At 72.4% G+C, this 25,078-nt stretch carries 22 protein-coding genes and 1 tRNA gene; 13 read left to right on the top strand and 10 right to left on the bottom strand.

Annotation, left to right across the window (positions count from 1 at the left end):
• Positions 1 to 235: 235 nt before the first annotated feature.
• The 3 genes from KVA01_RS05810 to ssd are packed head-to-tail and all read right to left on the bottom strand — an operon-like array spanning position 236 to position 3,167.
• Positions 236 to 997 carry a type II secretion system F family protein gene (locus KVA01_RS05810; RefSeq protein ID WP_068467879.1) on the bottom strand — a complete coding sequence of 254 codons (762 nt, stop codon included), beginning with the start codon at positions 995 to 997 and terminating at the stop codon, positions 236 to 238.
• The gene (locus tag KVA01_RS05805; RefSeq protein WP_068467878.1) at positions 994 to 2,205 is read right to left on the bottom strand and encodes a TadA family conjugal transfer-associated ATPase; all 1,212 of its coding nucleotides are present in this window, start codon (positions 2,203 to 2,205) and stop codon (positions 994 to 996) included. Before KVA01_RS05805 ends, KVA01_RS05810 begins: the two co-directional genes overlap by 4 nt.
• Positions 2,205 to 3,167 carry a septum site-determining protein Ssd gene (gene ssd, locus KVA01_RS05800; protein ID WP_233438776.1) on the bottom strand — a complete coding sequence of 321 codons (963 nt, stop codon included), beginning with the start codon at positions 3,165 to 3,167 and terminating at the stop codon, positions 2,205 to 2,207. The genes KVA01_RS05805 and ssd overlap by 1 nt, the downstream gene beginning before the upstream one ends.
• Positions 3,168 to 3,695: 528 nt before the next feature.
• Between ssd and KVA01_RS05795 the strand changes: the two genes are divergently transcribed.
• Positions 3,696 to 4,106 (top strand): hypothetical protein, encoded by a 411-nt coding sequence (locus KVA01_RS05795; protein WP_141269297.1) that lies wholly within the window; start codon positions 3,696 to 3,698, stop codon positions 4,104 to 4,106.
• A 24-nt stretch (positions 4,107 to 4,130) separates the two neighbouring features.
• Here the strand turns inward: KVA01_RS05795 and KVA01_RS05790 are convergent, their stop codons facing one another.
• Entirely contained in the window at positions 4,131 to 4,805 is a 675-nt protein-coding gene (locus KVA01_RS05790; protein ID WP_068467874.1) for an aminoacyl-tRNA hydrolase, read from the bottom strand.
• Positions 4,806 to 4,993: 188 nt separating this feature from the next.
• On the opposite strand from KVA01_RS05790, the gene KVA01_RS05785 reads away from it, so the two are divergent.
• The 3 genes from KVA01_RS05785 (at position 4,994) to KVA01_RS05775 (ending at position 8,670) form a co-directional block, all read left to right on the top strand.
• Entirely contained in the window at positions 4,994 to 5,440 is a 447-nt protein-coding gene (locus KVA01_RS05785) for an HD domain-containing protein (protein WP_068467873.1), read from the top strand.
• 138 nt (positions 5,441 to 5,578) lie between these two features.
• Positions 5,579 to 7,336: a bifunctional 3'-5' exonuclease/DNA polymerase gene (locus tag KVA01_RS05780; RefSeq protein WP_141269295.1), complete on the top strand. Its 1,758-nt coding sequence runs from the start codon at positions 5,579 to 5,581 to the stop codon at positions 7,334 to 7,336.
• 71 nt (positions 7,337 to 7,407) lie between these two features.
• Positions 7,408 to 8,670 (top strand): MFS transporter, encoded by a 1,263-nt coding sequence (locus KVA01_RS05775; protein WP_170221124.1) that lies wholly within the window; start codon positions 7,408 to 7,410, stop codon positions 8,668 to 8,670.
• Between the two features lie 51 nt (positions 8,671 to 8,721).
• Here KVA01_RS05775 and KVA01_RS05770 read toward each other — a convergent pair whose 3' ends face one another.
• Complete coding sequence (locus tag KVA01_RS05770) at positions 8,722 to 9,426, bottom strand: NUDIX hydrolase (protein ID WP_141269355.1); 705 nt, start codon at positions 9,424 to 9,426, stop codon at positions 8,722 to 8,724.
• A gap of 143 nt (positions 9,427 to 9,569) precedes the next feature.
• Positions 9,570 to 10,433: an endonuclease III gene (gene nth, locus KVA01_RS05765; protein WP_082810243.1), complete on the bottom strand. Its 864-nt coding sequence runs from the start codon at positions 10,431 to 10,433 to the stop codon at positions 9,570 to 9,572.
• 213 nt (positions 10,434 to 10,646) lie between these two features.
• On the opposite strand from nth, the gene acs reads away from it, so the two are divergent.
• Positions 10,647 to 12,599 carry an acetate--CoA ligase gene (gene acs, locus KVA01_RS05760; protein ID WP_068467867.1) on the top strand — a complete coding sequence of 651 codons (1,953 nt, stop codon included), beginning with the start codon at positions 10,647 to 10,649 and terminating at the stop codon, positions 12,597 to 12,599.
• Positions 12,600 to 12,712: 113 nt separating this feature from the next.
• Positions 12,713 to 13,159: a type II 3-dehydroquinate dehydratase gene (aroQ, locus tag KVA01_RS05755; protein WP_068467865.1), complete on the top strand. Its 447-nt coding sequence runs from the start codon at positions 12,713 to 12,715 to the stop codon at positions 13,157 to 13,159.
• 126 nt (positions 13,160 to 13,285) lie between these two features.
• Here aroQ and KVA01_RS05750 read toward each other — a convergent pair whose 3' ends face one another.
• Positions 13,286 to 14,470, bottom strand: a complete 1,185-nt coding sequence (locus KVA01_RS05750; protein ID WP_141269291.1) for a MarP family serine protease — start codon at positions 14,468 to 14,470, stop codon at positions 13,286 to 13,288.
• 255 nt (positions 14,471 to 14,725) lie between these two features.
• Between KVA01_RS05750 and KVA01_RS05745 the strand changes: the two genes are divergently transcribed.
• Positions 14,726 to 15,403 (top strand): Crp/Fnr family transcriptional regulator, encoded by a 678-nt coding sequence (locus KVA01_RS05745; protein WP_068467862.1) that lies wholly within the window; start codon positions 14,726 to 14,728, stop codon positions 15,401 to 15,403.
• A 160-nt stretch (positions 15,404 to 15,563) separates the two neighbouring features.
• On the opposite strand, the gene KVA01_RS05740 is transcribed toward KVA01_RS05745, so the two are convergent.
• The 3 genes from KVA01_RS05740 to KVA01_RS05730 are packed head-to-tail and all read right to left on the bottom strand — an operon-like array spanning position 15,564 to position 17,176.
• The gene (locus tag KVA01_RS05740) at positions 15,564 to 16,478 is read right to left on the bottom strand and encodes an NUDIX hydrolase (RefSeq protein ID WP_068467860.1); all 915 of its coding nucleotides are present in this window, start codon (positions 16,476 to 16,478) and stop codon (positions 15,564 to 15,566) included.
• A gap of 2 nt (positions 16,479 to 16,480) precedes the next feature.
• Positions 16,481 to 16,960: a RidA family protein gene (locus KVA01_RS05735; protein ID WP_068467858.1), complete on the bottom strand. Its 480-nt coding sequence runs from the start codon at positions 16,958 to 16,960 to the stop codon at positions 16,481 to 16,483.
• Between the two features lie 21 nt (positions 16,961 to 16,981).
• Positions 16,982 to 17,176, bottom strand: coding sequence for a DUF4177 domain-containing protein (locus KVA01_RS05730; protein WP_068467954.1), 195 nt, complete (start codon positions 17,174 to 17,176; stop codon positions 16,982 to 16,984).
• Between the two features lie 118 nt (positions 17,177 to 17,294).
• Here KVA01_RS05730 and KVA01_RS05725 point away from each other — a divergent pair, with 118 nt between their 5' ends.
• The 6 genes from KVA01_RS05725 (at position 17,295) to KVA01_RS05700 (ending at position 25,056) form a co-directional block, all read left to right on the top strand.
• Positions 17,295 to 19,436 carry a transglycosylase domain-containing protein gene (locus tag KVA01_RS05725; protein WP_068467856.1) on the top strand — a complete coding sequence of 714 codons (2,142 nt, stop codon included), beginning with the start codon at positions 17,295 to 17,297 and terminating at the stop codon, positions 19,434 to 19,436.
• Between the two features lie 8 nt (positions 19,437 to 19,444).
• On the top strand, positions 19,445 to 20,377 hold the full coding sequence (locus KVA01_RS05720; protein WP_233438775.1) for a metallophosphoesterase: 933 nt from the start codon (positions 19,445 to 19,447) through the stop codon (positions 20,375 to 20,377).
• 9 nt (positions 20,378 to 20,386) lie between these two features.
• Entirely contained in the window at positions 20,387 to 23,263 is a 2,877-nt protein-coding gene (locus tag KVA01_RS05715) for an FAD-binding and (Fe-S)-binding domain-containing protein (protein WP_141269287.1), read from the top strand.
• A gap of 113 nt (positions 23,264 to 23,376) precedes the next feature.
• A tRNA-Pro gene (locus KVA01_RS05710) sits at positions 23,377 to 23,450 on the top strand.
• 152 nt (positions 23,451 to 23,602) lie between these two features.
• Positions 23,603 to 24,652: a PhzF family phenazine biosynthesis protein gene (locus tag KVA01_RS05705; RefSeq protein WP_068467852.1), complete on the top strand. Its 1,050-nt coding sequence runs from the start codon at positions 23,603 to 23,605 to the stop codon at positions 24,650 to 24,652.
• Positions 24,649 to 25,056, top strand: a complete 408-nt coding sequence (locus KVA01_RS05700; protein WP_233438774.1) for a thiol-disulfide oxidoreductase DCC family protein — start codon at positions 24,649 to 24,651, stop codon at positions 25,054 to 25,056. The genes KVA01_RS05705 and KVA01_RS05700 overlap by 4 nt, the downstream gene beginning before the upstream one ends.
• Positions 25,057 to 25,078 lie beyond the last annotated feature (22 nt).

Raw genomic sequence — 25,078 nt, 5'->3', positions numbered from 1 at the left:
CCCTGCGGTGGCCCCTCTGACTGCCGTCCGTCTGTCCTGGCTGGCCCATCCACCTGAGCGGGAACCACGACCGGCGACGGTCGGGTCCTCCCGGTAGTCGGGGACGGCACCCGGGCGAACGTGCGCAGCTGGGGGACGCGGCGGCGTCGTCCTCGGACAGCGATCGGGCCCGCGCCGGGAGAGACCCACAGCAGCAGGGCGAACGCGCCCAGGACTCCGACGAGCAGTGCCGCGATCACGAGCCCGTCACCGCCTCGGCGCGGTGGAGCAGGGTCCGCGTCCACACGCGGCCCGCGATGCTCAGAGCGGCTCCGGCGGCGAGCGCGAGCCGTCCCCACGGGGTGGTGAGCAGCGTGCTCACCGGGTCGGTGCCCATGAGCATTCCGAGGCCCAGGGCGAGCACGGGCAGCCACGAGAGGGTCCTGACGGTGACGCGAGGCCCGGCGAGGGCGCTGTCCCGGGCGGCCTGCGCGTCGAGCTGGGACTCGAGCGAGCGGGCGACCCCCGCGAGGGTCTGTCCGAGGGGTGCGCCGGAGCGTTCCGAGATCTCCCAGCACGCCGCGAGCTGGGCGCACACGGAGCGTGCCGTGGCGGCGAGCGAGCGGTCCCCCACGGGAACGGCTCCGCGGGAGAACCGGCCGAGACCCGCAGAGACAGGAACGCCCACGCGTGCGGCGGCGTGCACGTCACGGCAGACCCGCGCGATCCACCGGGAGGTGGGGTCCGCGTGGCCCGTGGTGGCGGCGAGCTCACCGAACACGAGCGAGGGCGGTCGGCCCGCCTGCAGCAGCGCGGCGAGCCGGCGCACCACGGTGACCCACTGCATGGCCTCGCCGGCCCGGTCGCGGCGGGGCCGGAACGGGAAACGCTGCTTCGGGGCGGCCTCGTCCGAACCGGGGCCGACCAGGGCGAGCACCCGCGAGCGGACGCCCGGGGACCCCGTCCCCAGCAGCACCGCCGCCAGGACGAGCAGGCCCGCGACCACGGCGGCGGTCACGAGGCCTCACGTCCCCGGGCCAGGAGCGCGGCGAGCCGGGGCCAGCCCGGGCCCTTCACGGGGTGTTCCGCGTCCACGGTCAGCGCGGGGACGGTCTGCAGCACACCGTCCTCGAGGGTCAGCGTGCACAGCGAGGCGAGCCGCCGGCCGGCGGGCGTCCGGCTCACGTGGGCGACGAGGTCCAGGGCGCTGGCCGCCTGCAGGTCCACCGCCGCGCGATCGAGGCCCGCGAGGGATCCGAGTGCGGCAAGACGTGCGGGGACCGCGCGTGCCGAGTTCGCGTGCACGGTGCCCGCTCCGCTGTGCCCGGTGTTCAGGGCCGTGAGCAGGTCGCGCACCTCGGCCCCGCGGCACTCGCCCACCACGAGCCAGTCCGGGCGCATCCGCAGGGCCTGCCGCACGAGCTCCGTGAGGTCCACCGATCCCGCGCCCTCCACGTTCTCCTGGCGCGACTGCAGCCCCACCACGTGCGGATGCACGGGGTCGAGCTCGGCGGCGTCCTCCACGAGCACGAGCCGCTGCTCCGGCGGACACTGCGAGAGCAGCGCCGAGAGCACCGTGGTCTTCCCAGAACCGGTGGCGCCGCTGATCATGAGGTTCGCGCGGGCGGCCATCGCGTCCGTGAGCACGTCCGCGAGGAACGGGTGCACGGTCCCGGAGGACACGAGGTCCGCGAGTGAGAGCCGCTGGGGTGCCCGGAAGCGGATGGACAGCAGCGTGCCGCCCGTGGAGACCGGCGGAATCACGGCGTGGACACGCACCCCGTCCGCCGTCTGGACGTCCACGCACGGGTGGCCGTCGTCGAGCCTGCGCCCCGCCGCCGTCACGAGCCGCACCGCGAGCGCGCGCACCTGGGCCTCCGAGTCGAACGGGCTCGGCACGCGCCGAATCCCGTCGAGGGTCTCGATGAAGACGTGCTCGTGGCCGTTGACGTAGACGTCGCTGAGCCCGGTGGTGGGCAGGAGCGGTTCGAGGGGACCGAGTCCGGTCAGCTGCGCCTTGATGTGCTGGGCGGCTTGCACCGCACCCACGGCCCCGAGCACGCGGCCGGTCTCCCGTACCGCGCGGGCGATCCGGGTGTCCGTGATCGCGCCGCCCTCGCTCAGGAGGCGTTCGCGCACCTGGGCGACGAAGGCGTCGTCGAGGTCGGGCGTTTCGGGGTGGGGAGCATTGGAGTCCGGGGCGTGGAGGCGGTCGGCGGCGGTCATCACAGCCCCTCCACCGCACGCAGGATGGCGGCCAGCGCCTTCGCGTGCCGGGGACGACGGGCGCGGCGCAGCACGGTGCCCGCGTCCAGGTGCTCGGGCACCCGCGGGTCGAACGCGATGGTCGCCACGCACGGAACGCCCACGGACTCCGCGAGCACTCGGGGTTCGAGGTCCGCGACGTCGACACCCGCCAGGACGGTGACGGCCGGGACCGCACCGCAGCGCCGGGCCGTGTGCTCCGCCGCGAGAACGCCGCGCACCGTGCGGGGAGTCACGACCACCACGGCGTCGCACCACCGCGCCTGCCGTTCGAGGTCCGCGCGGGAGAGGTCCACGACCTGCACGGCCGCGGCACCGCGCAGCGCGGCGACCACGGTGGCGGCGGGCACCGTGGTCGCGTGGCTGCCGTGGCGGTCCCACGAGAGGTAGCGCAGCTCGTCCACGCGCGGCATCGCGGTCCAGAGCTGGTCCGCGGCCACGGCCCCGGAGAACTGGTTCAGCTCGGGCCACCGCAGCCCGTCCACGGCCTCCTCGCCGAGAGCGAGGTCCACGCCGGCCCCGAGCGGGTCCCCGTCGATGAGCGCGGTGGCGGTGCCGGCCGCCGCGACGTGGGCCGCGAGCCAGCACGCGAGCGTGGTGGCCCCGACTCCCCCGGTCGCGCCGACGACGCCGTAGACCCGTCCGAGTGCCACGGCCACCTCCGGTGTGGCGGAGCGTGAGATCAGCTCCGCGAGCCACGCCGCGGCGTGCGGCAGGACCACCACCGCGGAGGCCGCGTGCCGGGCCGCGGTCTCCCACGCCTCCGGCTGGTCCGCGAGCGCCACGACCACGGCGCCGCGCGGCACCGCCTGGCCGCCCACGGCGGCGTCCACGAGCAGCAGGTCCGACGACGACGCCCCGGCCCCCGCGGCGTCGTCGGCCACCGTGAGCGGCACCCCCACCCCGATGCAGACCGCCTCCACGGCCTCGCGGAGTTCCGGGGAGGAGCTGACCAGGCGGACGCCGCGGGCGCGCCCGGGACCACCGCGGCCCGGACTGGGAGCGCTTCCTGCGTACCCCGGTGTAGACGAGCCACCGGTCCGTCGGCGCGGTGCCGTCCCGTGGGACCCCTCGGCGTGCTGGGCTCCAACGTCTCTGGTGGCGACCACTCGTTGAGCAGCCGGCGGGAAGCCATCCGCGGATGCGTCGGTGGTGGCCCGGCGAACCCGGCGGGGCGGGTCGGTGAGCAGGGCGCCGGGGTCCGGGGTGTGTGCGCTCGTCATGGCCCCACAGTCGCTGGCGGGTGCCCTGTCCCGTCCGCGGACCGGGCCGACTGTGGAGGACCGACCGGCTCCCCAGGGTCATCGGGCCCCTCTGCAGTGCGGTTGCCGTGCGGCCCGGCGAAGGAAAGGGGAAAGCCAGAAAGACGGCGCAACCCGGTGCTCACGCCCCGCTGCCGACCTCAACTCTGGCCACACGGCCATCGCCCTGTCCGCCAAGGGTGTGCCAGCGTGAAGGTCCGCCACGAGGACGGCCTCGAGATGACGACCTACGGCGCGTGGTCCCAGGGCCACGCCGTCGTGGACGTGCCCGCGGAGGAGGTGCCCGTCGTCGTCCTGCACGTGTGCGCGGAAGACCCCGAGCTGGGACTCGACCTCAACACGGCGGAGGGTGGGAAGGTGTCGACCGGGATGGCGTTCAGGTCCTGGGGCGAACGCATCCGCTTCGCCGTGGAGCCCCTCTTTGAAACCCGCTCCGTGGTCACGGCCACGTGCCGCCCGGCCTTCCTCCTGGGACTCACCAACTGGGGCCGCAGCGAGAAGTACCTGTACCGGTTCCTCAGCGGTCTCCGCGCCGGCCGCCCCACGGAAGCCTCCGGAGCGGCGGCAGGCACCCCGGCCCCGCGGCGTCGGGACGGCTGAGACGGGGCAAGCCTGCGGACGCCCTCACCACCACGCCCGCGTCGTGTCCGTGGGGCCGTCCAGCTCCGTGAGGCCGGCGTCCGTGACGGTGACCGGGCGGCTCACACTCTCCCACTCCTGCCGCGAGGGGAACTCGACCCGCAGTCGATAGCCGTCCGCGGCCCAGCGTTCGCGCACGTCGGCGGGCATCTCCTCCCACGCGAGCTGCGCGGCGTGCCCGCACTGGGCGGCGAGCTTGCCGCTGGAGATCCCGAGACCGGGGGCGACCTCCACGGTCACCAGCGCACCCGTGCTCCCCGAGGCTCCCTCGTCAGGGAACTGCGTTCCGGAGACCTGCAGCTTGTGCAGCGCCTTGGGCAGCGGCTGAACGGGCGCGGGGACGACGGCGCGCACCATGGCGTCGCCGTGGCCCTCGGGGCCCTCCTGCACCACGGTCACGCCCGGGAGCAGCTGCACGTCCTCCCAGCGTTTGCCGTCCGCGCGCCGCACGAGCTTGCGGATGGCCACGTCCCGCCAGGTCCGCACGGCGTCGTGCCACGGGCCGCCGGGGGCGCTGCGCCCGTCCGCGAGCAGGGTCACAACGGCGCGCGCCGCCGCCTCCGCGACGTCCACCTCCCGCGCCGGGTGGGCGCGGTCCCGGTGCACCACCAGCTGCATGGCCCAGGGGACGTCCTGCTCGGGCTGCGCGTCGTTCGTCATGCCCCGAGTCTCCCACCGTCGCGGCGGCAGCATCACCGAGGCCGACGCCGCGTGGTCGCTTATGCGTGTCACCACCCCTGAGTAGATGTGGGGGTACGCACGGAGCCCGGTGTCCACGGACCATCCGCGAGGACGGTTCCCCGTCCACGCGCCCGCGGCCACCGCTCCGCCACCGTCGAGGAGAACGCATGAGCACGCTCACGGACCGCGCCCGGGAGATCGCCACCCGCGCGCACCACGGTCAGACGGACAAGACCGGCGCCGACTACATCGACCACCCCCGCCGCGTCGCGAACCGGGTCCGCCACTACGCGGAGGCAGAGCAGCTGGAGGCCGCTCAGGTGGTCGCATGGCTGCACGACGTCGTGGAGGACACCCCCGTCACGCTCGAGGACCTCAGCGCGGAGTTCCCGCGGGAGGTCGTCGCCGGGGTGGATGCCATGACCAAGCGGGCGGACGAGGACCGCGACGCCTACTACCGGAGGGTCGCCGCGGATCCCCTGGCGCGCCTGGTGAAGCAGGCGGACCTGGACGACAACACGGACCCTGCTCGCACCGCCCTCCTGGACGCTGACACCCATGCACGGCTGGAGCGGAAGTACGCGCACGCCCGGGAGGTCCTGGCAGCTGGATAGCCCGCCGGCACGCCGTCCCACGCTTCCGGGAACCGCTGTCCGTCAGCGGGCAGGACACGAACCGGCCCGGTCCCGGCGCGGCACCGCCGTTCCGAGGCTGGATGAGCGCTGTCGGAGCCCCGCCCCATAATGGACCCCATGCACATCGTCGTGGCCGCCGCCGAGCCCGGGACCTGGTCCCTGCGGGTCGTCTCCGCGGACGGCGAGCGCGCCGGTGAGGACCTGACACTCGCGGATGCGGAGCTGCCCGCCCTGGCCGCCCGTCGGGAGAATGCCGCGCGCGAGGCCGGTGTCCCACCACCCGTGTGGACCTGGCGGGACACCTCCGTTCTCGCGCCCCTGCTCGCTGCGGCCGGCGTGTGGGTCACGCGCTGCCGCGACCTCTCCCTGTGCGCCACGATCCTCGCCACGGCGGCGACGGCGCCCGGTTCCGGCGCTCCCGACGCGGAGACCGGCGAACCGCGCCCGCTCGACTACCGCGCCGTCGTCGAACCCTCCGATTCCCGTCACGTCCCCGGCCCGCGGGCCTCGGTACCGGCAGACCAGGGGTCCCTGTTCTCGGTGGCGTCCGAGACGGGTCCCGGGGTGGCCGAGCTCGCCGCGGAACTCGCCGCCCAGACCCGTGCCTGCGCCACGGCCCGCAACCCTGCGCGCCTGGAACGGTTGCTGGGACTGGAGTCTCAGGGCGCCCTGGTGGCCGCGGAGATGCGCCACCGCGGCATCCCGTGGGACCCGGGGGTGCACCGGCAGATCCTCGAGGACCTCCTCGGCCCCGAGCCCACCGGGGAGGAGCGCCCCGCCCGCATGCAGGAGTTCGCCGAGCGGGTCCGCACGGCTCTCTCCGCGCCCACGCTGAACCCGGACTCGCCCGTGGAGCTGCTCAAGGCGCTGCGCAACACGGGCGTGGACGTGGACACGACCCGCGCGTTCAAGCTGCAGGAGTGGACGCTCGTCAACGGTCAGCCGCAGGAGCAGCGGGTGGCGGTCGTCGCGCCCGTGCTGGAGTACAAGAAGCTCTCCCGTGTCTTCTCGAGCACCGGGTGGCACTGGCTGGACACCTGGGTGCAGGACGGCAGGTTCCACGCCGAGTACGTGGTGGGCGGCGTCGTCACCGGCCGGTGGGCGGCGCGCGGCGGCGGCGCCCTGCAGATCCCCAAGTACATCCGCGACGCCGTGCGCGCGGATCCGGGCCGTGCGCTGGTGGTCGCCGACGCCGCCCAGCTGGAGCCGCGCGTGCTCGCGATCCTCGCGCGCGACGACGCTCTGGCCGAGGCCTCGCGCGGGCGTGACCTCTACGAGTCGATCGCCCAGCAGGGCCGGGCCCGCGGGGCGGAGCTCACCGAGCGCTCCCACGCGAAGATCGCCCTGCTGGGGGCCATGTACGGCGCGACGTCCGGGGCGGCGGGGCGCTTCATGCCGCAGCTCACCCGCATGTTCCCGCGGGCCGTGGGATACGTGGAGCACGCGGCGCGGGTGGGCGAGCGCGGCGAGCAGGTGTGCACCTACCTGGGGCGCTGGTCCCCGGCCCCGGGGCCCGAGTGGTTCGAGGTGCAGCGCGCGGTGGACACCGAGGCCGGCGAGCGCCGCGCCACCCGGGAGTCCCGCAGCCACGGGCGGTTCTCCCGCAACTTCGTAGTGCAGGGCTCCGCGGCGGAGTGGGCGCTCGCGTGGCTCGGGCACATCCGCCGGGACCTGCACCGCGCCGGGCTCGCGGCCCACCTGGTGTTCTTCCTGCACGACGAGGTCATGGTCGACTGCCCCGAGCAGCACGCGGAGCAGGTGCGGCAGATCGTCACGGCCGCCGCGGAGCACGCGGTGCGCACGGTCTTCGGCACCGTGCCCGTGGAGGTCCCGGTGGCGGCGACCGTGGTGACGTCCTACGCGGACGCGAAGTGACCGGAGCCACACGTCAACGGGTACGCTGAGGCGGTCTTTCCCCCACAGCAAAGGCTCTGCAGCGCACAGTGGTGAACTCTCGCAACCCGTTCCGCCATCCGTCCTACCGACGCTGGTTCGGAGCCACCACTTTCCTGACGGTCTCGTCCAGCACCACCCTTGCGGTCTCCCTGGCGGTCATCGACGCCACCGGGAACGTGGCCGTTGCCGGTGTGGTGGCGGGCTGTCTGACGGCACTCGAACTCGTGGCCGGGATCGTGGGCGGTGGGCTCGGGGACCTCAGGTCGCGCCGTCGGCTCCTGCACCGTGCCGTCCTGGTGCTGTGTGCCGCCGACGTCGCCCTGGCCGCCCTCCTCGTGGCCGTCACCCTGGCGGGGGTGGGGCCCTCGTGGGGCTTCGCCGTGGTGCTCGTCGCCCTCACCGCGGTGGCGGCGAGTGCCTCCGGCGTGTCGGATCCGGCGCTGGACGGCTCCCTCAAGACGCTGATCACCCCCACCGAGTACCCACGCGCCGTGGGTGCGGCACACGCACGAAGCGCCACGCTCTCCATCGTCGGGTCCCCCACGTCGGGAGCCCTCTACGGCGTTCTCCCGGCGCTGCCGTTCGTGCTGCGCTGCGTGTGCGATGCAGGATTTCTGCTGTGCCTCCGTGCCATCACCGTTGATCTGGGGCCTCCGCCCGTCCCAGGTGCGGACGCCCGGAAACGCATGCTGCCCCGCCAGATCATCACCGGGTATCGCGAGAGTCTGCGCCACCTCGCCGGTGAAGCCGCGCTGCTCCGGGTGCTGATCAGCGCTCCGCTGGTGAACCTCATGGTGTTCACCGCCACCACGTGGGCCGTGTTCTCCCTGCGGGCCGACGGGATGCCCGCATTCCAGATCGGTCTGGTCATGGCGGGGTTTGCCGTGGGTGGAATCGTCGGCAGCGCGATTGCCCCGGTCATCACCGACCACGTTCCCGCAGGATGGACGGCCATCCTGGGACTCGGGTTCATGGTGGTGGCCTTCGGCAGCTTCTTCGCCCTGCCCCACACGCCCGTGCCCATGTTCCTGATGGCCGTGGTGTGCATGGTGCCCTCCCCCGCTCTCAACGGGGGACTGTTCGGTTACGTCTTCGCACGCACCGAACCAGGTATGCAGGGACGCGTGCTCGCCACCTTCGGACTCGTGGGCGGACTGGCCTCCGTGGTGGCCCCGGTGCTCTCCGGCGCCGCCGTGTCCGCCGGGCTGAGCACCGCGCTCGGGTCGAGTGTGTGCCTCGTGGGGCTCCTGGGTGTCCTGCTGCTGGCGACCTCGCGGGCCGTGCGCACCATGCGCCTCGAGGGCAACCCGTGACCGGGTTCTGAATCCGAGCACCACGCGCGCACTGGCCGATCCCGCGGACTGCTACGTCGTTCCGCCAACCCCCGGCGCGGGCCGCTTGACCGAGCGGTCCCACTCCACGGACCACCCGAGCCGGTCGAGGATGCGGTCCAGGACCACCCCGGTGAAGCCCCACACGCTCACGGTGCCGGGGACGCCCGGCACCTGGACGTCGAACGCCGGGGACTTGTAAGTGCGGGGGCCGCGGGTCACGGTCGCGTAGTAGCGGTGGGCGGGGTTGATGAGGTCCAGCACGGGGACGCGGAAGACCAGGGAGGACTCCGCGTGGTCCATCACATCCACGGGTGACTCCTTGCACCACCAGCCGATCACCGGGGTCACCAGGTGGTTGCTCACGGGCAGCGGCACGGGGTGCAGTGCACCGAGGACCTCCACCCCGGCGGGATCCAGGCCGGTCTCCTCGTGCGCCTCGCGCAGGGCGGCGCGCACGTGGGGCGCGCTGACGCTTCCCCCGGGGACGTCCACGAACGTGCCGATCTCGCCGTCCGGCGGGTCCAGGCGCCCGCCGGGGAAGGCGACCTGCCCCGGGTGGGCGCGCAGGGTGTCCGCGCGCTGGACGAAGAGCACGTCGAGGTCCCGGCCGGGCCCCTCCGAGTGCTCCGCGTACCCGGCGGGCACGCTGTCCAGGGCGCCGAAGAGCACGAGCACCGCCGAGTGCCGGTAGTCCTCGTCCAGCTCGCCGATCCGCCACGGCTCGCGGTCCTGCATCACCACGGAGTCACCGTGGCGCGCGAGCTCCACGAGCTGGTCCCGGGGAGTGCCGGGGAAGGGCTGAACCCCGGGGCCGCCGGCGAAGGGCTGGCCCTGCGGACTGCCCGAGGAGGGCTGGGAGGTAGTCATCGCATGTCCTTTCACGCGCCGAGCGAGTGTCCCGCGGCGCGCAGCTGCCGCCGGGTGCGTCCCGCCATGAATCCCGCAAGCAGCTCCTCGCGCCCGGGTTTCAGTTCGTAGCCCAGCAGCTCCCGCGCGGCCACGGGGTCCGTGGGGCCCGCGCCGTACGAGGGGCACAGGTCCGCCACGGGGCACACCCCGCACGCGGGTTTGCGGGAGTGGCAGATCCGGCGCCCGTGGTAGATCAGCTCGTGGGACAGCTGAGTCCACCGTTCGGACGGGAAGAGCGCCGCGACGTCCTTCTCGACCTTCACGGGATCCTCCTGCTCGGTCCAGCCGAACCTGCGGGCCAGCCGCCCGAAGTGCGTGTCCACGGTGATCCCGGGCTGGCCGAAGGCGTTGCCGAGCACCACGTTCGCGGTCTTGCGGCCCACGCCGGGCAGGGTCACGAGCTCCTCGAGCGTGCCGGGCACGGCGCCGTCGTACTCGTCCACGATGCGCGCGGCGAGCGCCTGCACGGACCGCGCCTTGGAGCGGTAGAAGCCCAGGGAGCGGACCATCTCCTGGACGTCCTCCTCCGGGGCCTCGGCGAGCTCGCGCGGGCCGGGGTAGGCCGCGAAGAGTCCGGGGGTCACGGCGTTGACGCGGATGTCGGTGGTCTGCGCGGAGAGCACGGTGGCCACGAGCAGCTGCCAGGCGTCGTCGAAGTCGAGCTCCGCCACGGCGTAGGGGTAGGTCTCGGCGAGGATGCGCTCGATCCGCCGCGCGCGCCGCGTTCGCGCCAGTGCGGTCTCCTCCCCCGCACGACGACGCCGCGCGGCCGCCTGCTGCGCGTGCCGCGGGGTCACGAACCGCACATGGGCGGCGGCAGCGGGGGAATCCATGCCCTCGATCATGCTGGCCGCCGTGGTGCCGGTCAAACCGGGGAACCGGCCGCGCGAAAGGCACCGCCGACCACCGGCGACATGCGGCCGCGCCCGATGGAGACCGACGTCGCCCCTCGTCTAAGGTGGGGACAGAATGTGAACTGCACCACGTGCCGCCCCGGTGGCACGCAGCAGCCCATGACGCCCAGCAACGCCCAGTGAAGGAGCACCATGACCCCGGAACCCGCAGCAGCCCAGCCGACGAGCTACGCGCCCAGCGAGGAGTTCGCCGCGCAGGCCAACGCCACGGCGGACCTCTACGAGCAGGCGAAGGAGCAGGGCGAGGAGTTCTGGGCAGGCCAGGCCCGCGACCTGCTCACGTGGTCCACCCCGTTCACCGAGGTGCTGGACTGGTCCAACCCGCCGTTCGCCAAGTGGTTCCAGGACGGCACGCTCAACGCCGCGTACAACGCCGTGGACCGCCACGTGGAGGCCGGCAACGGTGACCGCGTGGCCCTGTACTTCGAGGGTGAGCCCGGGGACAGCGCGGTCTACACGTACGCGCAGCTCAAGGACGAGGTCTCCAAGGCCGCGAACGCGTTCGAGTCGCTGGGCGTGGGCAAGGGCGACCGCGTGGCCGTCTACCTGCCCATGATCGCGGAGGCCGTAATCACCATGCTCGCGTGCGCGCGCATTGGTGCCATCCACTCCGTGGTCTTCGGCGGCTTCTCCGCGGACGCCCTGCGCTCGCGCATCGAGGACGGCGAGGCGAAGCTCGTGGTCACCGCGGACGGCTCCTACCGCCGCGGCAAGCCCACCACGCTGAAGCCCGCGGTGGACGCCGCGTTGGAGAAGGGCGGGGAGACCGTCAAGCACGTGGTCGTGGTCCAGCGCAACGGCGAGGACGTCGCCTTCCAGGACGGCCGGGACGTGTGGTGGCACGACGTCGTGGGGGACGCCTCCACGGAGCACACCCCCTCGGAGCAGAACGCCGAGGACCCCCTGTTCATCCTCTACACCTCCGGCACCACAGGGAAGCCCAAGGGCATCCTGCACACGACCGGCGGCTACCTCACGCAGGCCGCGTTCACGCACAAGAACGTCTTCGACCTCAAGCCGGAGACGGACGTCTACTGGTGTACCGCGGACGTCGGGTGGGTCACGGGCCACACCTACATCACCTACGCACCGCTCGTGAACGGCGCCACCCAGGTGATCTACGAGGGCACCCCGGACTCCCCGCACCGGGGCCGGTTCTGGGAGATCGTGCAGAAGTACGGCGTGAGCATCCTCTACACCTCCCCCACCGCGATCCGCACCATGATGAAGTGGGGCGAGGAGATCCCGGCCGAGTGGGACCTGAGCTCCCTGCGCCTGCTGGGCACCGTGGGCGAGGCCATCAACCCGGAGGCGTGGACCTGGTTCCGCCGCGTGATCGGCCAGGACCGCTGCCCCATCGTGGACACGTGGTGGCAGACCGAGACCGGCGCCATGATGATCTCCCCGCTGCCGGGCGTGACCGCCACGAAACCGGGTTCCGCGCAGGTGCCGCTGCCGGGCATCGCCGTGGACGTCGTGGACGACGCCGGCACCTCCCTGCCCAACGAGACGGACGGCTTCCTGGTGGTCCGCGAGCCGTGGCCGTCCATGCTGCGCACCATCTGGGGCGACGACGAGCGCTTCGTGAACACCTACTGGGGCCAGTTCGGCGACAAGTACTTCGCCGGCGACGGCGCCAAGCGGGACGCTGACGGGGACGTCTGGATCCTGGGTCGCGTGGACGACGTCATGAACGTCTCCGGCCACCGCCTCTCCACCCCGGAGATCGAGTCCGCGCTGGTCTCCCACCCGTCCGTGGCGGAGGCCGCCGTGGTCGGTGCCGCGGACGAGACCACCGGCCAGGCCGTCTTCGCGTTCGTCATCCTCTCGGACCAGGCCACCGCCGAGGGCCGGGACAAGGACGACCTCGCGGAGGAGATCCGCGGCCACGTGGGCCGGGAGATCTCCCCGATCGCCAAGCCCAAGAAGGTGCTGATCGTCCCCGAGCTGCCCAAGACGCGCTCCGGCAAGATCATGCGCCGCCTGCTCAAGGACGTCGCGGAGGACCGCCCCGTGGGCGACGTCTCCACCCTGGCGGACCAGACGGTCATGCAGCAGATCGTGGACTCCCTGGGCGAGAAGTAGGCGCCCCGCGTTCCACGGCCCCGGCCCCACGAGCCGACGACGCCGCCGCGGCACCTCGCCCACGCGAGACCCCGCGGCGGCGTCGTCGCGTCCGGGTCGTGTTCAATGGACGCATGAGCGAGCTACCGGTCTACGTCCTCAACGGCCCCAACCTCAACACCCTGGGCACGCGCAGGCCCGAGGTCTACGGCCGCGCCACGCTCGCGGACGTGGAGGCGAACGTGCGCGCCCGTGCGCAGACCTACGGGCTGGACGTCGTGTTCGAGCAGTCCAACTGGGAGGGTCAGATCGTCGAGTGGATCCAGCAGGCGCGCACCGAAGCCTGTGCCATCGTGATCAACCCGGCGGCGCTGACCCACTACTCCGTGGCGATCCACGACGCCCTGGAGATGTGCGAGATGCCCATTGTGGAGGTCCACATCTCCAATGTGCACCGGCGCGAGTCCTTCCGGCACACCTCGTTCGTCTCCCCGCAGGCCACCGCCGTGATCGCGGGCGCGGGCATCCTGGGCTACGAGCTCGGAGTGGACGTCGTCGCCCAGCACCTGGGTCTGCGCTGACACGACGGCGCGTCCCCGCCCAGCCTCCGACGCCGGGCCCCTACCTACCGCGGTTGCGGGCCTGCGCGCCTCACGGCCGCGGTGCGAGCACCGCTCCCCGTACGACGCCGCCGTGCCCGGCCGCTCTCAGGCGGCCACGCACTGCCCGGTCGGGACGGCCGCCGTGGAGTCCCCGGCGGCGTCGAGGATCTCGCCCACGCGCTGCACCGGGATCGCGTAGCCCACCTGGTCCTTCACGGCCTTCGCGAAGACCACGCCCACCACGTGGCCGGAGGCGTTGAGCAGCGGCCCACCGGAGTTGCCCTGCTCCACGTTGCCCGCGAACTGGATGATGCTGCGGGTCTGGGTCTCCCCAGTGGTCACGTTCTGCACGGGGGCCACGGCCTCGCCCTGTACGGTGGCCGCGCGCAGCGTGTACGGCCCGCCCAGGGGGTAGCCGGCGAAGGAGACGCCCTCGCCCGGGGAGACCCCGTCTTCCAAAGCCAGGGGGGTCTCCGGCAGGCCGGGGACGCGCAGCACCGCCAGGTCCGAGGCGGCGTCGTACTGCACCGTCTCCGCGCGGTAGACCTGTCCGTCGCGGGTCTGGACCACCGGCTGCTCCACCCCGGCCACCACGTGGGCGTTCGTGACCACCGTGCCGTCCTGCGCCACGAAGCCGGAGCCCGTCTGGTTCTGGGCGCACTGGGCGGCGGTGCCGTAGACCTGCACGACCGACCGGCCGGCGTCCGCGACCACCTGCGTGTCCGGGGTGTCCTTCGGGTCCGGGGCGGCCTCGGAGGGGAAGAGCAGCTCGTCGAGCTGCCGGATCCCCTGGGAACCGCTCACCGCGTTGCGGGTCTGGGTCATGGCGTTGCGCACGGGCTCCGGGGTGATCCGCTCGATCCCGCGCAGCACCTGCGAGGACGCCACTTGCTGGGACAGCGCGGGCAGACCCATCTGCCCCACCAGGGACGCCAGCAGCGACATGATGATCCCGGCCACCGCCACGTTGAGCACCGCACCAGCCGCGCGGTCCACCACGCCCAGCCCGGTCTTCTCGGTGATCCGCGCGAGCATGCTGCCCAGCATGGAACCCAGGTACTCGCCGAGGCCCAGCAGCACGAGCACCGTGAGCAGCACGGCCGGGACCTGCCACGTGCCGTCCACGTAGGCGGCCACCACCGGGCCCGCCCAGAACGCCACGACCGCACCCAGCACGAGCCCCACCAGCGCCGCGAAGGAGCGGAAGAACCCCCGACGGAAGCCCGCCACGAGGTAGGCGATCAGCACCAGGACGAGCACGACGTCCAGCAGGTTCAGGGACAGGCTCATGAAAGTCCTCACGGGTGGGGGAAGCGCGCGGGGATCGGTCGCGCGTGGGGCACGAGCATACGGCGGGGCCCTGGAGAAATCATGCACTGCCGGTGGGAGGGCCCGGACCGTGCCGGGGGCTGGCGTTTCCCCGGATGTTCACACTCGGCACAACCCCTGAGTAGCCACGACGGGTGTGAAACTCGTTACGATGTGACGTAAGCATGCACGCGCCCCTCGTCAGGGGCGCCCCCGACTTTGGTGAGGAGATACACCTTGGATACAGACGTCCTGCGCCGCGCTCCCCTGTTCGCATCCCTGGACGACGAGGCGTTCGCCGCTCTGACCGAGGAGATCACCGAGGTGGATCTCTCCCGCGGCGCCACCCTCTTCTACGAGGGCGATCCCGGGGACCAGCTCTACTTCATCGTCTCGGGCAAGATGAAGCTCGGCCGCACGGCCAGCGACGGCCGCGAGAACCTGGTGGCCGTCATGGGCCCCGGCGAGATCTTCGGCGAGATGGCCCTGTTCGACCCCAGCCCCCGCTCCACGTCCGCCACCGCGGTCTCCGAGTCGCGGCTCGCCGGGCTCAAGCACGAGAACCTGCGCAAGGTCATCCAGCGCTCCCCGGAGGTCTCCGCCCAGCTGCTGCAGGCCCTGGCCCGCCGGCTGCGCCGCACCAACGAGAACCTGGCGGACCTCGTGTTCTCGGACGTCCCCGGCCGCGTGGCCAAGGCCCTGCTGGACCTCGCGGACCGCTTCGGGCGCCCCGCCACGGACGGCATCCTCGTGGCCCACGAGCTCACGCAGGAAGAGCTCGCCCAGCTGGTCGGCGCCTCCCGCGAGACCGTGAACAAGGCCCTCGCGGAGTTCGTGCAGCGCGGCTGGATCCGCCTCGAGGCCCGCGCCGTGGTCATCCTGGACCTGCAGCGCCTCAAGCAGCGCTCGCGCTGACACACTGCGCTTTTCCGACGACGACGCCCGCGGCACGTGCCGCGGGCGTCGTCGTCCCTGCTGCCGGGCCGGGGTCGCAACAGCCGTCCCGCCCAGGGGCCTGTCGGCTCCGTGAGCCGTGCCGGTACGGATCGGGCGCACAGGAGAGCCGGACCGGGGCTCAGGCGTCGAGCACCAGAACCGGCTCGTTATCGCGCAGGTCCAGGCGCGGCACCTTGACCCGCAGGTCCCGCCGGGCGGCCAGGAACGCCAGGGCGGAGCTCGCCTCGGCCACGGCCTCCACCGCGCACTGCACGCCGGGCGTGGTGAGCTCGTTGAAGTCGAAGTGCCACGGGTCCTCGCTCTGGGCGCTGTCCTGCGACTCGTCCCGGAAGAGCTCCGGCACGGCCGTGGACCACGGGTCCTCCAGCAGCGTGCGGGCGTCCACCCAGCCCAGCCAGGCAAGGTCGCGCTGCGTGGCGAGCGGGGACTCCTTCTGGCCCACGGGCACGGCCGCGGCGAAGAACTGCAGGTCCACGCGCTGGTGGACGAAGTCCGAGGTCATCCAGTGGGACAGCGGCCGCAGGCACTCGCTGTGGAAGGCCATGCTGCGCTTGTCGAGCAGCTCGGCGAAGGAGAGGTCCTGCGTGGCAAGCTGCTCGCGGGAGCGCATCCAGTCCACACCCTCCACGTTCTCGGCCACGCCGTGCATGGGCGCGCCCGCGAAGAGGATGCCGGTCTCCACGAACGTCTTGCGCGCGGCGGTGACCACGCTGCGTCGGGCCTGGCCGATGTCCTCGGAGAGCAGCTTGTGCGCCCACTGGGGGGAGCTGGGGCCGCGCCAGTCCAGGGGCTCGTCGTCGCTCGGCTCCGTGATTCCGCCGGGGAACGAGAGGGTGCCCATGGACTGTCGCCCCGGGCGGTGGATCATCAGGGTCTCCACGCCGTTGTCGCCGTCGCGGACGAAGACGGTGGCGGCCCCCCGCCGAGGCGTGGCGGCATGCAGCCCCAGCCCGCGCTCCATCCAGGCGCGGGCCGCCTTGCTGTAGGACGGGGGGATCGCGAAGATCCGCTCCCCCTGTGCCGCCGCACCCATGCTCAGGCGAACTCGACGATCAGCTCGACCTCCACCGGGGAGTTCAGCGGCAGCACACTCACGCCCACGGCGGAGCGGGCGTGCTCACCGGCGTCGCCGAAGACACGCCCCAGCAGCGCGGAGGCACCGTCCACCACGGCCGGCTGGCCGTAGAAGTCCGGTGCGGAGGCCACGAAACCGGTCACCTTCACAATGCGCCGGATCCGCTCCAGCTGCCCGATCCGGGACTTCACCGCGGCCAGCGCGTTCAACGCGCAGCGCTCGGCCAGCGCGGCGGCCCGCTGCGGGGAGACCGTGCCCGGCTCCCCGGACTCGGCCACCACGCCCGTCTCGAGCAGCGCGCCCGAGACCAGCGGGAGCTGACCCGCGGTGTACACGTGGTTCCCGCTCGTCACGGCCGGCGCGTAGGCCGCCAACGGCGCGGCGACCTCCGGAAGCTGCAGTCCGAGCTCCGCGAGCCGGTCCTCGTAGCTGTCACTCATGGTGTGGCTCCTGCCGCGCCGTCAGTTCTTGGGGCGCTTGAAGTAGGCGATCGGGTTGGTCTGCGTGGGGGCGTTGACGTTGCCGGCGGGGGTGTCGGCGGCCTGCGTGCCGGGCAGGACGGTCACGAGCTCCCAGCCGTCGTCACCCCAGTTGTCGAGGATCTGCTTCGTGGCGTGGATCATCAGCGGAACGGTTGCGTATTCCCAAGTGGTCATGGCCACCACACTACTGTCCGGGGCCGCAGAACGCGCGGGCCGCCGTCCGGGGAGATCACAGCCTCGCGGTGGCCCCGGATGCCGCGCCCCACCCAGCCCCGGCTTGTACACTGGCGCAATGGCATCACGCAACAACTCGGGCTCGGAGCCCACGTCGGTACTGGGCAACGTGGTGGCGTTCATCGCCGTTGCAGTCGTCGCCGGCGTGGTCGCGGCCGGCCTGCTGGTCCCCCCCGCCGCGGCAGCCGGGCTCGCTGCCAACGCGTCCATCGGCTGGTTCAAGTCCCTGCCCGCGGACATGGAGACGGGACCGCTGTCCCGCGCCTCCACCGTGGTCGCGAAGGACGGCTCCCAGATCGCCACGTTCTTCGCCCAGAACCGGGACCCGGTCCCGCTGGACAAGATCTCCCCCAACATGCGCAACGCGCTGCTGTCCATCGAGGACCGCACCTTCTACGAGCACGGTGCCGTGGACCCGTGGGGCATCGTGCGCGCGATCGGCAACAACCTGCTGCGGCCCAACAACCGCCAGGGCGCCTCCACGATCACCCAGCAGTACGTGAACAACCTCCTGATCGACCAGCAGGTCCGCAACGGCGAGAAGGCCAGCACCATCGGCGCCGACAAGGGCGTGGTGGACAAGATCAAGGAGATGAAGCTCGCGCTGTCCATGGAGCAGGAGAAGTCCAAGGACGAGATCCTCGAGGGCTACCTCAACATCGTGCTCTTCGGTGGGTCCAACTACGGGGTCGAGGCCGCCTCGCAGTACTTCTGGGGCATCCACGCCTCCCAGCTCAGCGTCGCCCAGTCCGCGACCCTGGCGGGCATGGTGCAGTCCCCCAACACCTACAACCCGCAGGTCAACCCCGAACTGTCCACGCAGCGTCGCAACCTGGTGCTGGACACCATGGTCCAGACCGGTGCCATCACCCGCGCGGAGGCGGACAAGGCGGCCAACGAGCCGATGAACCTGGACATCCACACCACGAGCTCCGGCTGCTCGGCGGCGAAGACCGCCCCGTACTTCTGCGACTACGTGGAGAACGAGGTCATGCAGTCGGACGCCTATGGCAAGACGCCGGAGGAGCGCCTGGCCACGCTGCAGCGCGGCGGTCTGACCATCAGCACCACGCTGGACCCCAAGGCCCAGAAGGCGGCGGACACCCAGGTCAACCAGACGCAGCCCAAGGACAACAACCCGGACAGCGTCTCCACGTCCCTGATCTCCCTGGAGCCCAGCAACGGGCACATCGTGTCCATGGCGCAGAACACCAACTACTCCGCGGCGGAGGGTGCGGCCAACACCACCTACAACTTCAACGTGGACACGTCCATGGGTGGCGCCGGCGGCTTCCAGGTGGGCTCCACGTTCAAGCCGTTCACACTCGCCCAGTGGATCAACGCGGGCAAGGGCGTGAAGGCGAGCATCGACGCCCGCAGGCTCAGCTACCCGGCGGACTACCGGTGGAAGGCGTCCTGTCTTCCCAACGGGTACAAGATCGAGCCGGGCAAGGACGGCAACGGCCTGACCTTCCAGAACGCCGAGGAGGGGTACCAGAAGGTCATGGACGTGGACTACGGCATCTACAACTCCATCAACTCGGCGCTGTACGCCATGGCGGCTGACCTTGACCTGTGCCAGATCGGCGAGCTCACCAAGGCGCTGGGCATCCACGACGGCAAGACCGGCGACCCCGTGGACACGACCGTTCTCTCCTCGCTGCTCGGTGGTTCGGCGGACATCGCCCCCATGACCATGGCCCGCGCGTTCTCGGCCTTCGCGAACGACGGCAGGATGTGCGAGCCCCGCGCGGTGACCAAGGTGGTGGACGCCCAGGGCAAGACGTACGACGTCCCCGGCGACTCCTGCAAGCAGGTCATCAAGAAGGAGGTCGCCCAGGGTGTGAACTACGTGCTCCAGCAGGTGCTCGTGAGAGGTTCCGGCTACCAGCGCTCGATCGGTCTGCCCAACGCCTCCGCGGCCAAGACGGGCACCACCGACAACTCCACCCAGACGTGGATGCTCGGCTACACCAAGGGTCTCGCCACCGCCTCCTGGGTGGGCAACTACCAGTACGGTTCGCGCTCCCTGAACGGCCTGAACATCGGCGGCCGTTCCGGCGGCTCCGGCACCACGTGGGTGGACGGCGCCACGTACGCCGGTGGGCAGTGGCAGAACTACATGAAGGAGGTCGCGCCGAACTACGACACCTCGGCGTTCTCCGAGCCCCCGGCCAGCGTCCTGTCCGCCAACAAGTAGTGGAGACCGTGGACTCCGGGCCCGCCCCGGCCGTGCGAACCCTCGCCGCGGCCGGGGCGGGCCTGTTCGCGGCCGGTGCCGGAACCCTCGGGTGGGCTGTGCTCGGCGAGCGTCGGCGCTTCCAGCTGCGCCAGGAGACCGTGCGGGTGCTGCCCGCCGGCTCCCGGCCGCTGCGCCTCCTGCACCTCTCGGACCTGCACACCGTGCCGGGCCAGGAGGCCAAGAAGCGCTTCGTGCACTCCCTGGCGGCCCTGGAGCCGGACCTGGTGGTGGACACCGGCGACAACCTCTCCCACCTGCGGGCCCTGCCGTACCTGCTGGAGATCCTGGAGCCGCTCTTCGCGTTCCCGGGCGTCTACGTGCCGGGGTCCAACTGCTACTTCGCGCCGCAGCCCAAGAACCCCTTCCGCTACCTGTGGCGCACCACGGCCGGGGAACGCAGCGGGGACAACGGCGGCGACGGCGACGAGCCCGTGCTGCTGCCCACCGCGCAGATGCACCGCGCGTTCGACGAGCACGGCTGGACGGACCTCATCAACCGCGCGCGGCGGATTGAGGTGGCCGGCACGGTGGTAGACTTCTCTGGCGTGGACGACCCCCATCTGCGCTACGACCGCCACCCGGGTTTCCCCGCGGACCAGAAATCGCCCGCGGCCGTGCGGATCGGCGTGGCCCACGCCCCGTACGTGCGCACCCTGGACCGCTTCGCGGCGGACGGCGCGGACATCGTCTTCGCGGGCCACACCCACGGCGGGCAGGTCTGCCTGCCGGGCGGCCGGGCCCTGGTGAGCAACTGCGACCTGGACCCCGCCATCTGCAAGGGGCTCATCCACCACCGCGGTGTGCCCGTCAACATCTCGCAGGGGCTCGGCGAGTCCCGCTTCGCACCCGTGCGCCTGTTCTGCCCGCCCCAGGCAGTCCTGGTCACGCTCACAGACTGAGGTCCACTCATGACACCGTCCGGCACCCTTCCCGCGTCCACCACGGACGCTCCCGACTCCCCCGCGGCGCGCGCGGTCCGGCGCGTCGAGCGGGAGTGCGGCAGCGGCGTCGTCGTCCGCAGCGAGCTCGAGCGGCGGGCGGTCGCGCACGACGCGTCCCACTACCTGATGGACCCGGCGGCGGTGCTGCGCCCGCGCGACGAGACCGAGGTGGGGCACATCTTCGCCGCAGCCGCGGCCCACGGCGCGGACCTCACCCTGCGCTCGGGCGGCACGTCCCTGTCCGGGCAGGCGGTCACGGACCAGCTCCTCGTGGACGTGCGGCGCCACTTCAAGGGTGTGGAGGTGCTCGACGACGGCGCCCGCGTGCGTGTGGCGCCGGGCGTCACCGTCCGGCAGGTCAACGCCCGGCTGGCACCGCACGGCAGGTCGCTCGGCCCGGACCCGGCGAGCGAGACCGCGTGCACGGTCGGCGGCGTCGTCGCCAACAACTCCTCCGGGATGGCCTGCGGCACGGAGTTCAACACGTACCGGACCCTGGAGTCCATGGTGCTCGTGCTGCCCTCCGGCACGGTGCTGGACACCGCCGCCCCGGACGCCGAGCAGCAGCTGCGCGCCCGGGAGCCCGAGCTGTTCCACGGCCTGCTGCGGTTGCGGGACCGTGTCCGGAGCAACCGCGAGTCCGTGCGGACCGTCGAGCGCCTGTTCGCCATGAAGAACACCATGGGCTACGGGCTCAACACGTTCCTGGACCACGAGGACCCGGTGCGGATCCTCGAGCACCTGATGATCGGCTCGGAGGGCACCCTCGGGTTCGTGGCGAGCGCCACGCTGCGCACGGTCCCGGTCCACCCGCACGTGGCCACGGGCCTGCTCGTGTTCCCCACGGTGGTCGCGGCCACGAACGCGGTCCCGGAGCTCGTCGGCTCCCGCTGCGCCACCCTCGAGCTGCTCGACGCCACCTCCCTGGCCGTCTCGCAGCGCACCGGCCTGGCTCCGCCCGCCATCATGGACATCCCGGTGGAGCAGCAGGCCGCGCTGCTCGTGGAGTACCAGGGGGACACCGCGGAGGCGGTGCAAGACCTGGGGCGGGCGGCGGCGGCGACCTTCGACACCCTGGACCTCACGGGCCCCGTCTCCCTGACCACGGACGCCGCGGAGCGCGCGAGCCTGTGGACCGTGCGCAAGGGCCTGTACACCACCGTTGCCGGCAACCGGCCGCAGGGCACCAACGCGCTGCTCGAGGACGTGGTGGTCCCCGTGGAGCAGCTGGGCGGCACGTGCGAGGAGCTGACCGGGCTCTTCGACGCCCACGGCTACCGCGACTCCGTGATCTTCGGCCACGCCAAGGACGGCAACGTCCACTTCATGCTCAACGAGCAGTTCGACGACCCACGGCAGCTCGAACGCTACGAACGGTTCACCGAGGAGATGGTGGACCTGGTGCTGGGCCGCGGCGGCTCGCTCAAGGCCGAGCACGGCACGGGGCGCATCATGGCGCCGTTCGTCCGGCGGCAGTACGGGGACGAGCTCTACGAGGTCATGTGCGAGCTGAAGACCCTGATCGACCCGGACCTGCGCTTCAACCCGGGCGTGGTCCTCAGCGACGACCCCCGCTCGTACCTGCGCGACCTGAAAACCGCACCACCGGTGGAGTCCGAGGTGGACCGCTGCGTGGAGTGCGGCTACTGCGAGCCGGTGTGCCCCTCGCAGGACCTCACGCTCACGCCGCGCCAGCGCATCGTCGGGCGCCGGGAGATCGCGCGGGCGGAGGCGGACGGCAACACCGAGCTCGCCGCGCGGCTGCGCCGGGAGTACGACTACGCCGGGCTGCAGACGTGCGCGGTGGACGGCATGTGCGTGACCGCGTGCCCCGTGCACATCAACACCGGGGACCTGGTGCGGCGCCTGCGCGCGGAGAACCACTCGAAGGTCGCGGACCTCGCGTGGGGCGCGGCGGCCCGGTCCTGGGCGGCGACGTCCGCGGGGGCCGCCTTCGCGCTCACGCTCGCCTCGCACCTGCCCACCGCGCTGCCCGTCTCCGCGACCCGGCTCGCCCGCGCGGCGCTCGGCGCGGATGCGGTCCCCGCCTACAGCCCCGAGCTGCCGGCCGGCGGCAGCCGCCGCTCCCGGTTGACGACACCGCCCGCTCGCCCCGGTGCCGCGCCGGACGCCGTCTTCTTCCCGGCCTGCATCGGCGCGATTTTCGGCACGGTCCAGGGCGAGGGACCGTCCACGTCCGAGGCGTTCCTCGCGGTGTGCGAACGGGCCGGGTTCCGGCTGCACGTCCCCGAGGGGATCGACTCCGCGTGCTGCGGCACCCCGTGGAAGTCCAAGGGCCTGCCCACCGGCTACGCCATCATGAGCGAGCGGACGCTCGAGCTGCTGTGGCGGGCCACGGACGCGGGGCGGCTGCCGGTGGTGTGCGATGCCTCCTCGTGCACCGAGGGGCTGGAGACCATGCGGGAGCATGCCCGGGAGCACCCCCGGTACTCGGGCCTGACGTTCGTGGACGCCGTGACGTTCACCGCCGAGCACGTGGTGCCCCGGCTGCCGCAGGACGCGCGCATCGACTCCCTGGCGCTGCACCCCACGTGCTCCTCCGTGCACCTGGGGATCACCGAGGACCTGCTACGGGTGGCCCACGCGTGCGCCGAGGACGTCACTGTGCCGGTGTCCTGGGGCTGCTGCGGCTACGCCGGGGACCGCGGGATGCTGCACCCCGAGCTCACCGCTTCGGCCACCGCGCGGGAGGCCGCGGAGATCCGCTCCGGCGACTTCGGGGCCTACGCCTCCCTCAACCGCACGTGCGAGCAGGCCCTCACGGAGGCCACCGGCCGCCCCTACGAGCACGTGCTGCAGATCCTGGAGCGGGTCACGCGCTGACGGGGGCGGGAACTCGGCAGCCACGCGCCGTTGCAGGGTTCGGGAGATTTCACATTCCCGGATTCCTGACGCTATGCTGGAGCAGTTGTTCGCGGAGGTTCTCCGTGCGACAGCGGGATGTGGCGCAGCTTGGTAGCGCGCGTCGTTCGGGACGACGAGGTCGCAGGTTCAAATCCTGTCATCCCGACCGAAATCCCCTTGCTCCTCCGCAACCGGAGCAAGGGGATTTTTTCATGCCCCGGCACCATCCAGACGGGCCTTCTCCCTCCGCTGCCGCCGTCCGTGAGAGTCGCCACGGAGACCTCCCGCCCGCCGTGACGGTGTGGTGGAATCGTGCCCATGACCTCCCGCCCCCGCCCCTTCGCACAGGTGGACGTGTTCTCCGCCGAGCCGTACCTCGGCAACCCCGTGGCCGTGGTGCTGGACGGCACGGACCTCTCGGACGAGCAGATGGCCCGCTTCGCACGTTGGACCAACCTCTCGGAGACCACGTTCGTCCTGCCGCCCACCACGCCCGAGGCCGACTACCGGCTGCGCATCTGGACCCCGAGCGGTGAGCTGCCCTTCGCGGGCCACCCCACCCTCGGCTCCGCGCGCGCGTGGCTCGCCGCCGGCAACGCCCCGCACTCCGGGGACGTCCTGGTCCAGGAGTGCGCCCCGGGCCTCGTGCGCATCCACCGCTCCCCCGCCGCGACGCCCTCGTCCGTGTCCGAGGCGTCCGCCGCGTCCTCGGCCCCGGGGTCCACCTGGAACGACGACGCCGCCCCGCTCGCCTTCGAGGCCCCGCCCACCGTGCGCACGGGTCCCCTCGAGGACGACGTCCTGCGCGCGATCACCACCGGACTCGGCATCTCGGAGGCGGACGTGGTGGCCCACCAGTGGGTGGACAACGGTCCCGGCTGGGCCGCGGTCCTGCTGCGCTCGGACCGGGAGGTGCTCGATCTCGAGCCCGAGTTTCCGGCACTGGGCGAGCACAAGGTGGGGGTCCTGGGCCCGGTGCTCCGTGAGGCCGCACAGGACGACTCCGCCGGTTCTGTCGGCTCCCCCGATTCCGGTTCTTTCCCACTCGCCTTCCACAGTGGCGAGTCCGGCGCTCTTCCGTCCGGCTCCCTCACGGCGGCAGACCCCGCCCACGGGACCGAGGACCACAGCTTCGAGGTCCGCGCCTTCGTCCCCGGGCCCCGCGGCTACGAGGACCCCGTCACGGGCAGCCTCAACGCGAGCCTCGCCCAGTGGCTGATCCGCACCGGTCGCGCACCCTCCGACTACGTCGCGCGGCAGGGCACACGGCTGGGGCGGCGCGGCCTCGTCACCGTCACGTCCTCGGGAGCGGACGTGCTCGTGGGCGGCCGGTGCACCGTGTGCGTGACCGGGAGCGTGCTGCTGTGACGGCTCAGCTGCACGTGGTCTTCGACGGCAACTGCGGCTTCTGCACCCGCGCCGTGGGCTGGGCGCAGAAGTTGGACCGTGGCCACCGGGTGGAGTTGCACGCCTCGCAGGTCCCGGGGGTCCTGGACCGTTTCGGGGTCACGCCGGAGCAGGCCGACGCCGCTGTGTGGGCCGTCCGCGAGGAATGGGGCGTCGGCGGGCACGCCGTCGGCGGGGCGCACGCCGTCGCCGTCGTGCTGGACACTGCGCTCGGCATCCACGTGACCGAGCGGGTCTACGGCCTGCCGCTCATCGGGCGGGCGCTGGAGGCCGCCTACCGCTGGGTCGCGGAGCACCGGCGCCACTTCCCGGGCGTCACCCCGTGGTGCGAGCAGCACCCGGGGCAGTGCGGCCCCGGCCACTGACGGACCGGAACAACGCCCGCCA

This window comes from Kocuria varians (assembly GCF_006539885.1).
GTDB classification, from domain to species: domain Bacteria; phylum Actinomycetota; class Actinomycetes; order Actinomycetales; family Micrococcaceae; genus Kocuria; species Kocuria varians.
The sequence above is the reverse complement of the archived record's forward strand: the minus strand, read 5'-3'. Positions and strand labels throughout refer to the sequence as shown.

Coding starts and splice junctions, on each gene's coding strand:
- KVA01_RS05740 (WP_068467860.1), bottom strand. CDS start 16,478: ATGGGTGCGGCGGCACAGGGGGAGCGGATCTTCGCGATCCCCCCGTCC.
- KVA01_RS05750 (WP_141269291.1), bottom strand. CDS start 14,470: ATGAGCCTGTCCCTGAACCTGCTGGACGTCGTGCTCGTCCTGGTGCTG.
- aroQ (WP_068467865.1), top strand. CDS start 12,713: ATGAGCGAGCTACCGGTCTACGTCCTCAACGGCCCCAACCTCAACACC.
- KVA01_RS05730 (WP_068467954.1), bottom strand. CDS start 17,176: ATGACCACTTGGGAATACGCAACCGTTCCGCTGATGATCCACGCCACG.
- KVA01_RS05735 (WP_068467858.1), bottom strand. CDS start 16,960: ATGAGTGACAGCTACGAGGACCGGCTCGCGGAGCTCGGACTGCAGCTT.
- KVA01_RS05770 (WP_141269355.1), bottom strand. CDS start 9,426: ATGCAGGACCGCGAGCCGTGGCGGATCGGCGAGCTGGACGAGGACTAC.
- KVA01_RS05725 (WP_068467856.1), top strand. CDS start 17,295: ATGGCATCACGCAACAACTCGGGCTCGGAGCCCACGTCGGTACTGGGC.
- acs (WP_068467867.1), top strand. CDS start 10,647: ATGACCCCGGAACCCGCAGCAGCCCAGCCGACGAGCTACGCGCCCAGC.
- KVA01_RS05790 (WP_068467874.1), bottom strand. CDS start 4,805: ATGACGAACGACGCGCAGCCCGAGCAGGACGTCCCCTGGGCCATGCAG.
- KVA01_RS05805 (WP_068467878.1), bottom strand. CDS start 2,205: ATGACCGCCGCCGACCGCCTCCACGCCCCGGACTCCAATGCTCCCCAC.
- nth (WP_082810243.1), bottom strand. CDS start 10,433: ATGGATTCCCCCGCTGCCGCCGCCCATGTGCGGTTCGTGACCCCGCGG.
- KVA01_RS05780 (WP_141269295.1), top strand. CDS start 5,579: ATGCACATCGTCGTGGCCGCCGCCGAGCCCGGGACCTGGTCCCTGCGG.
- KVA01_RS05705 (WP_068467852.1), top strand. CDS start 23,603: ATGACCTCCCGCCCCCGCCCCTTCGCACAGGTGGACGTGTTCTCCGCC.
- KVA01_RS05715 (WP_141269287.1), top strand. CDS start 20,387: ATGACACCGTCCGGCACCCTTCCCGCGTCCACCACGGACGCTCCCGAC.
- KVA01_RS05785 (WP_068467873.1), top strand. CDS start 4,994: ATGAGCACGCTCACGGACCGCGCCCGGGAGATCGCCACCCGCGCGCAC.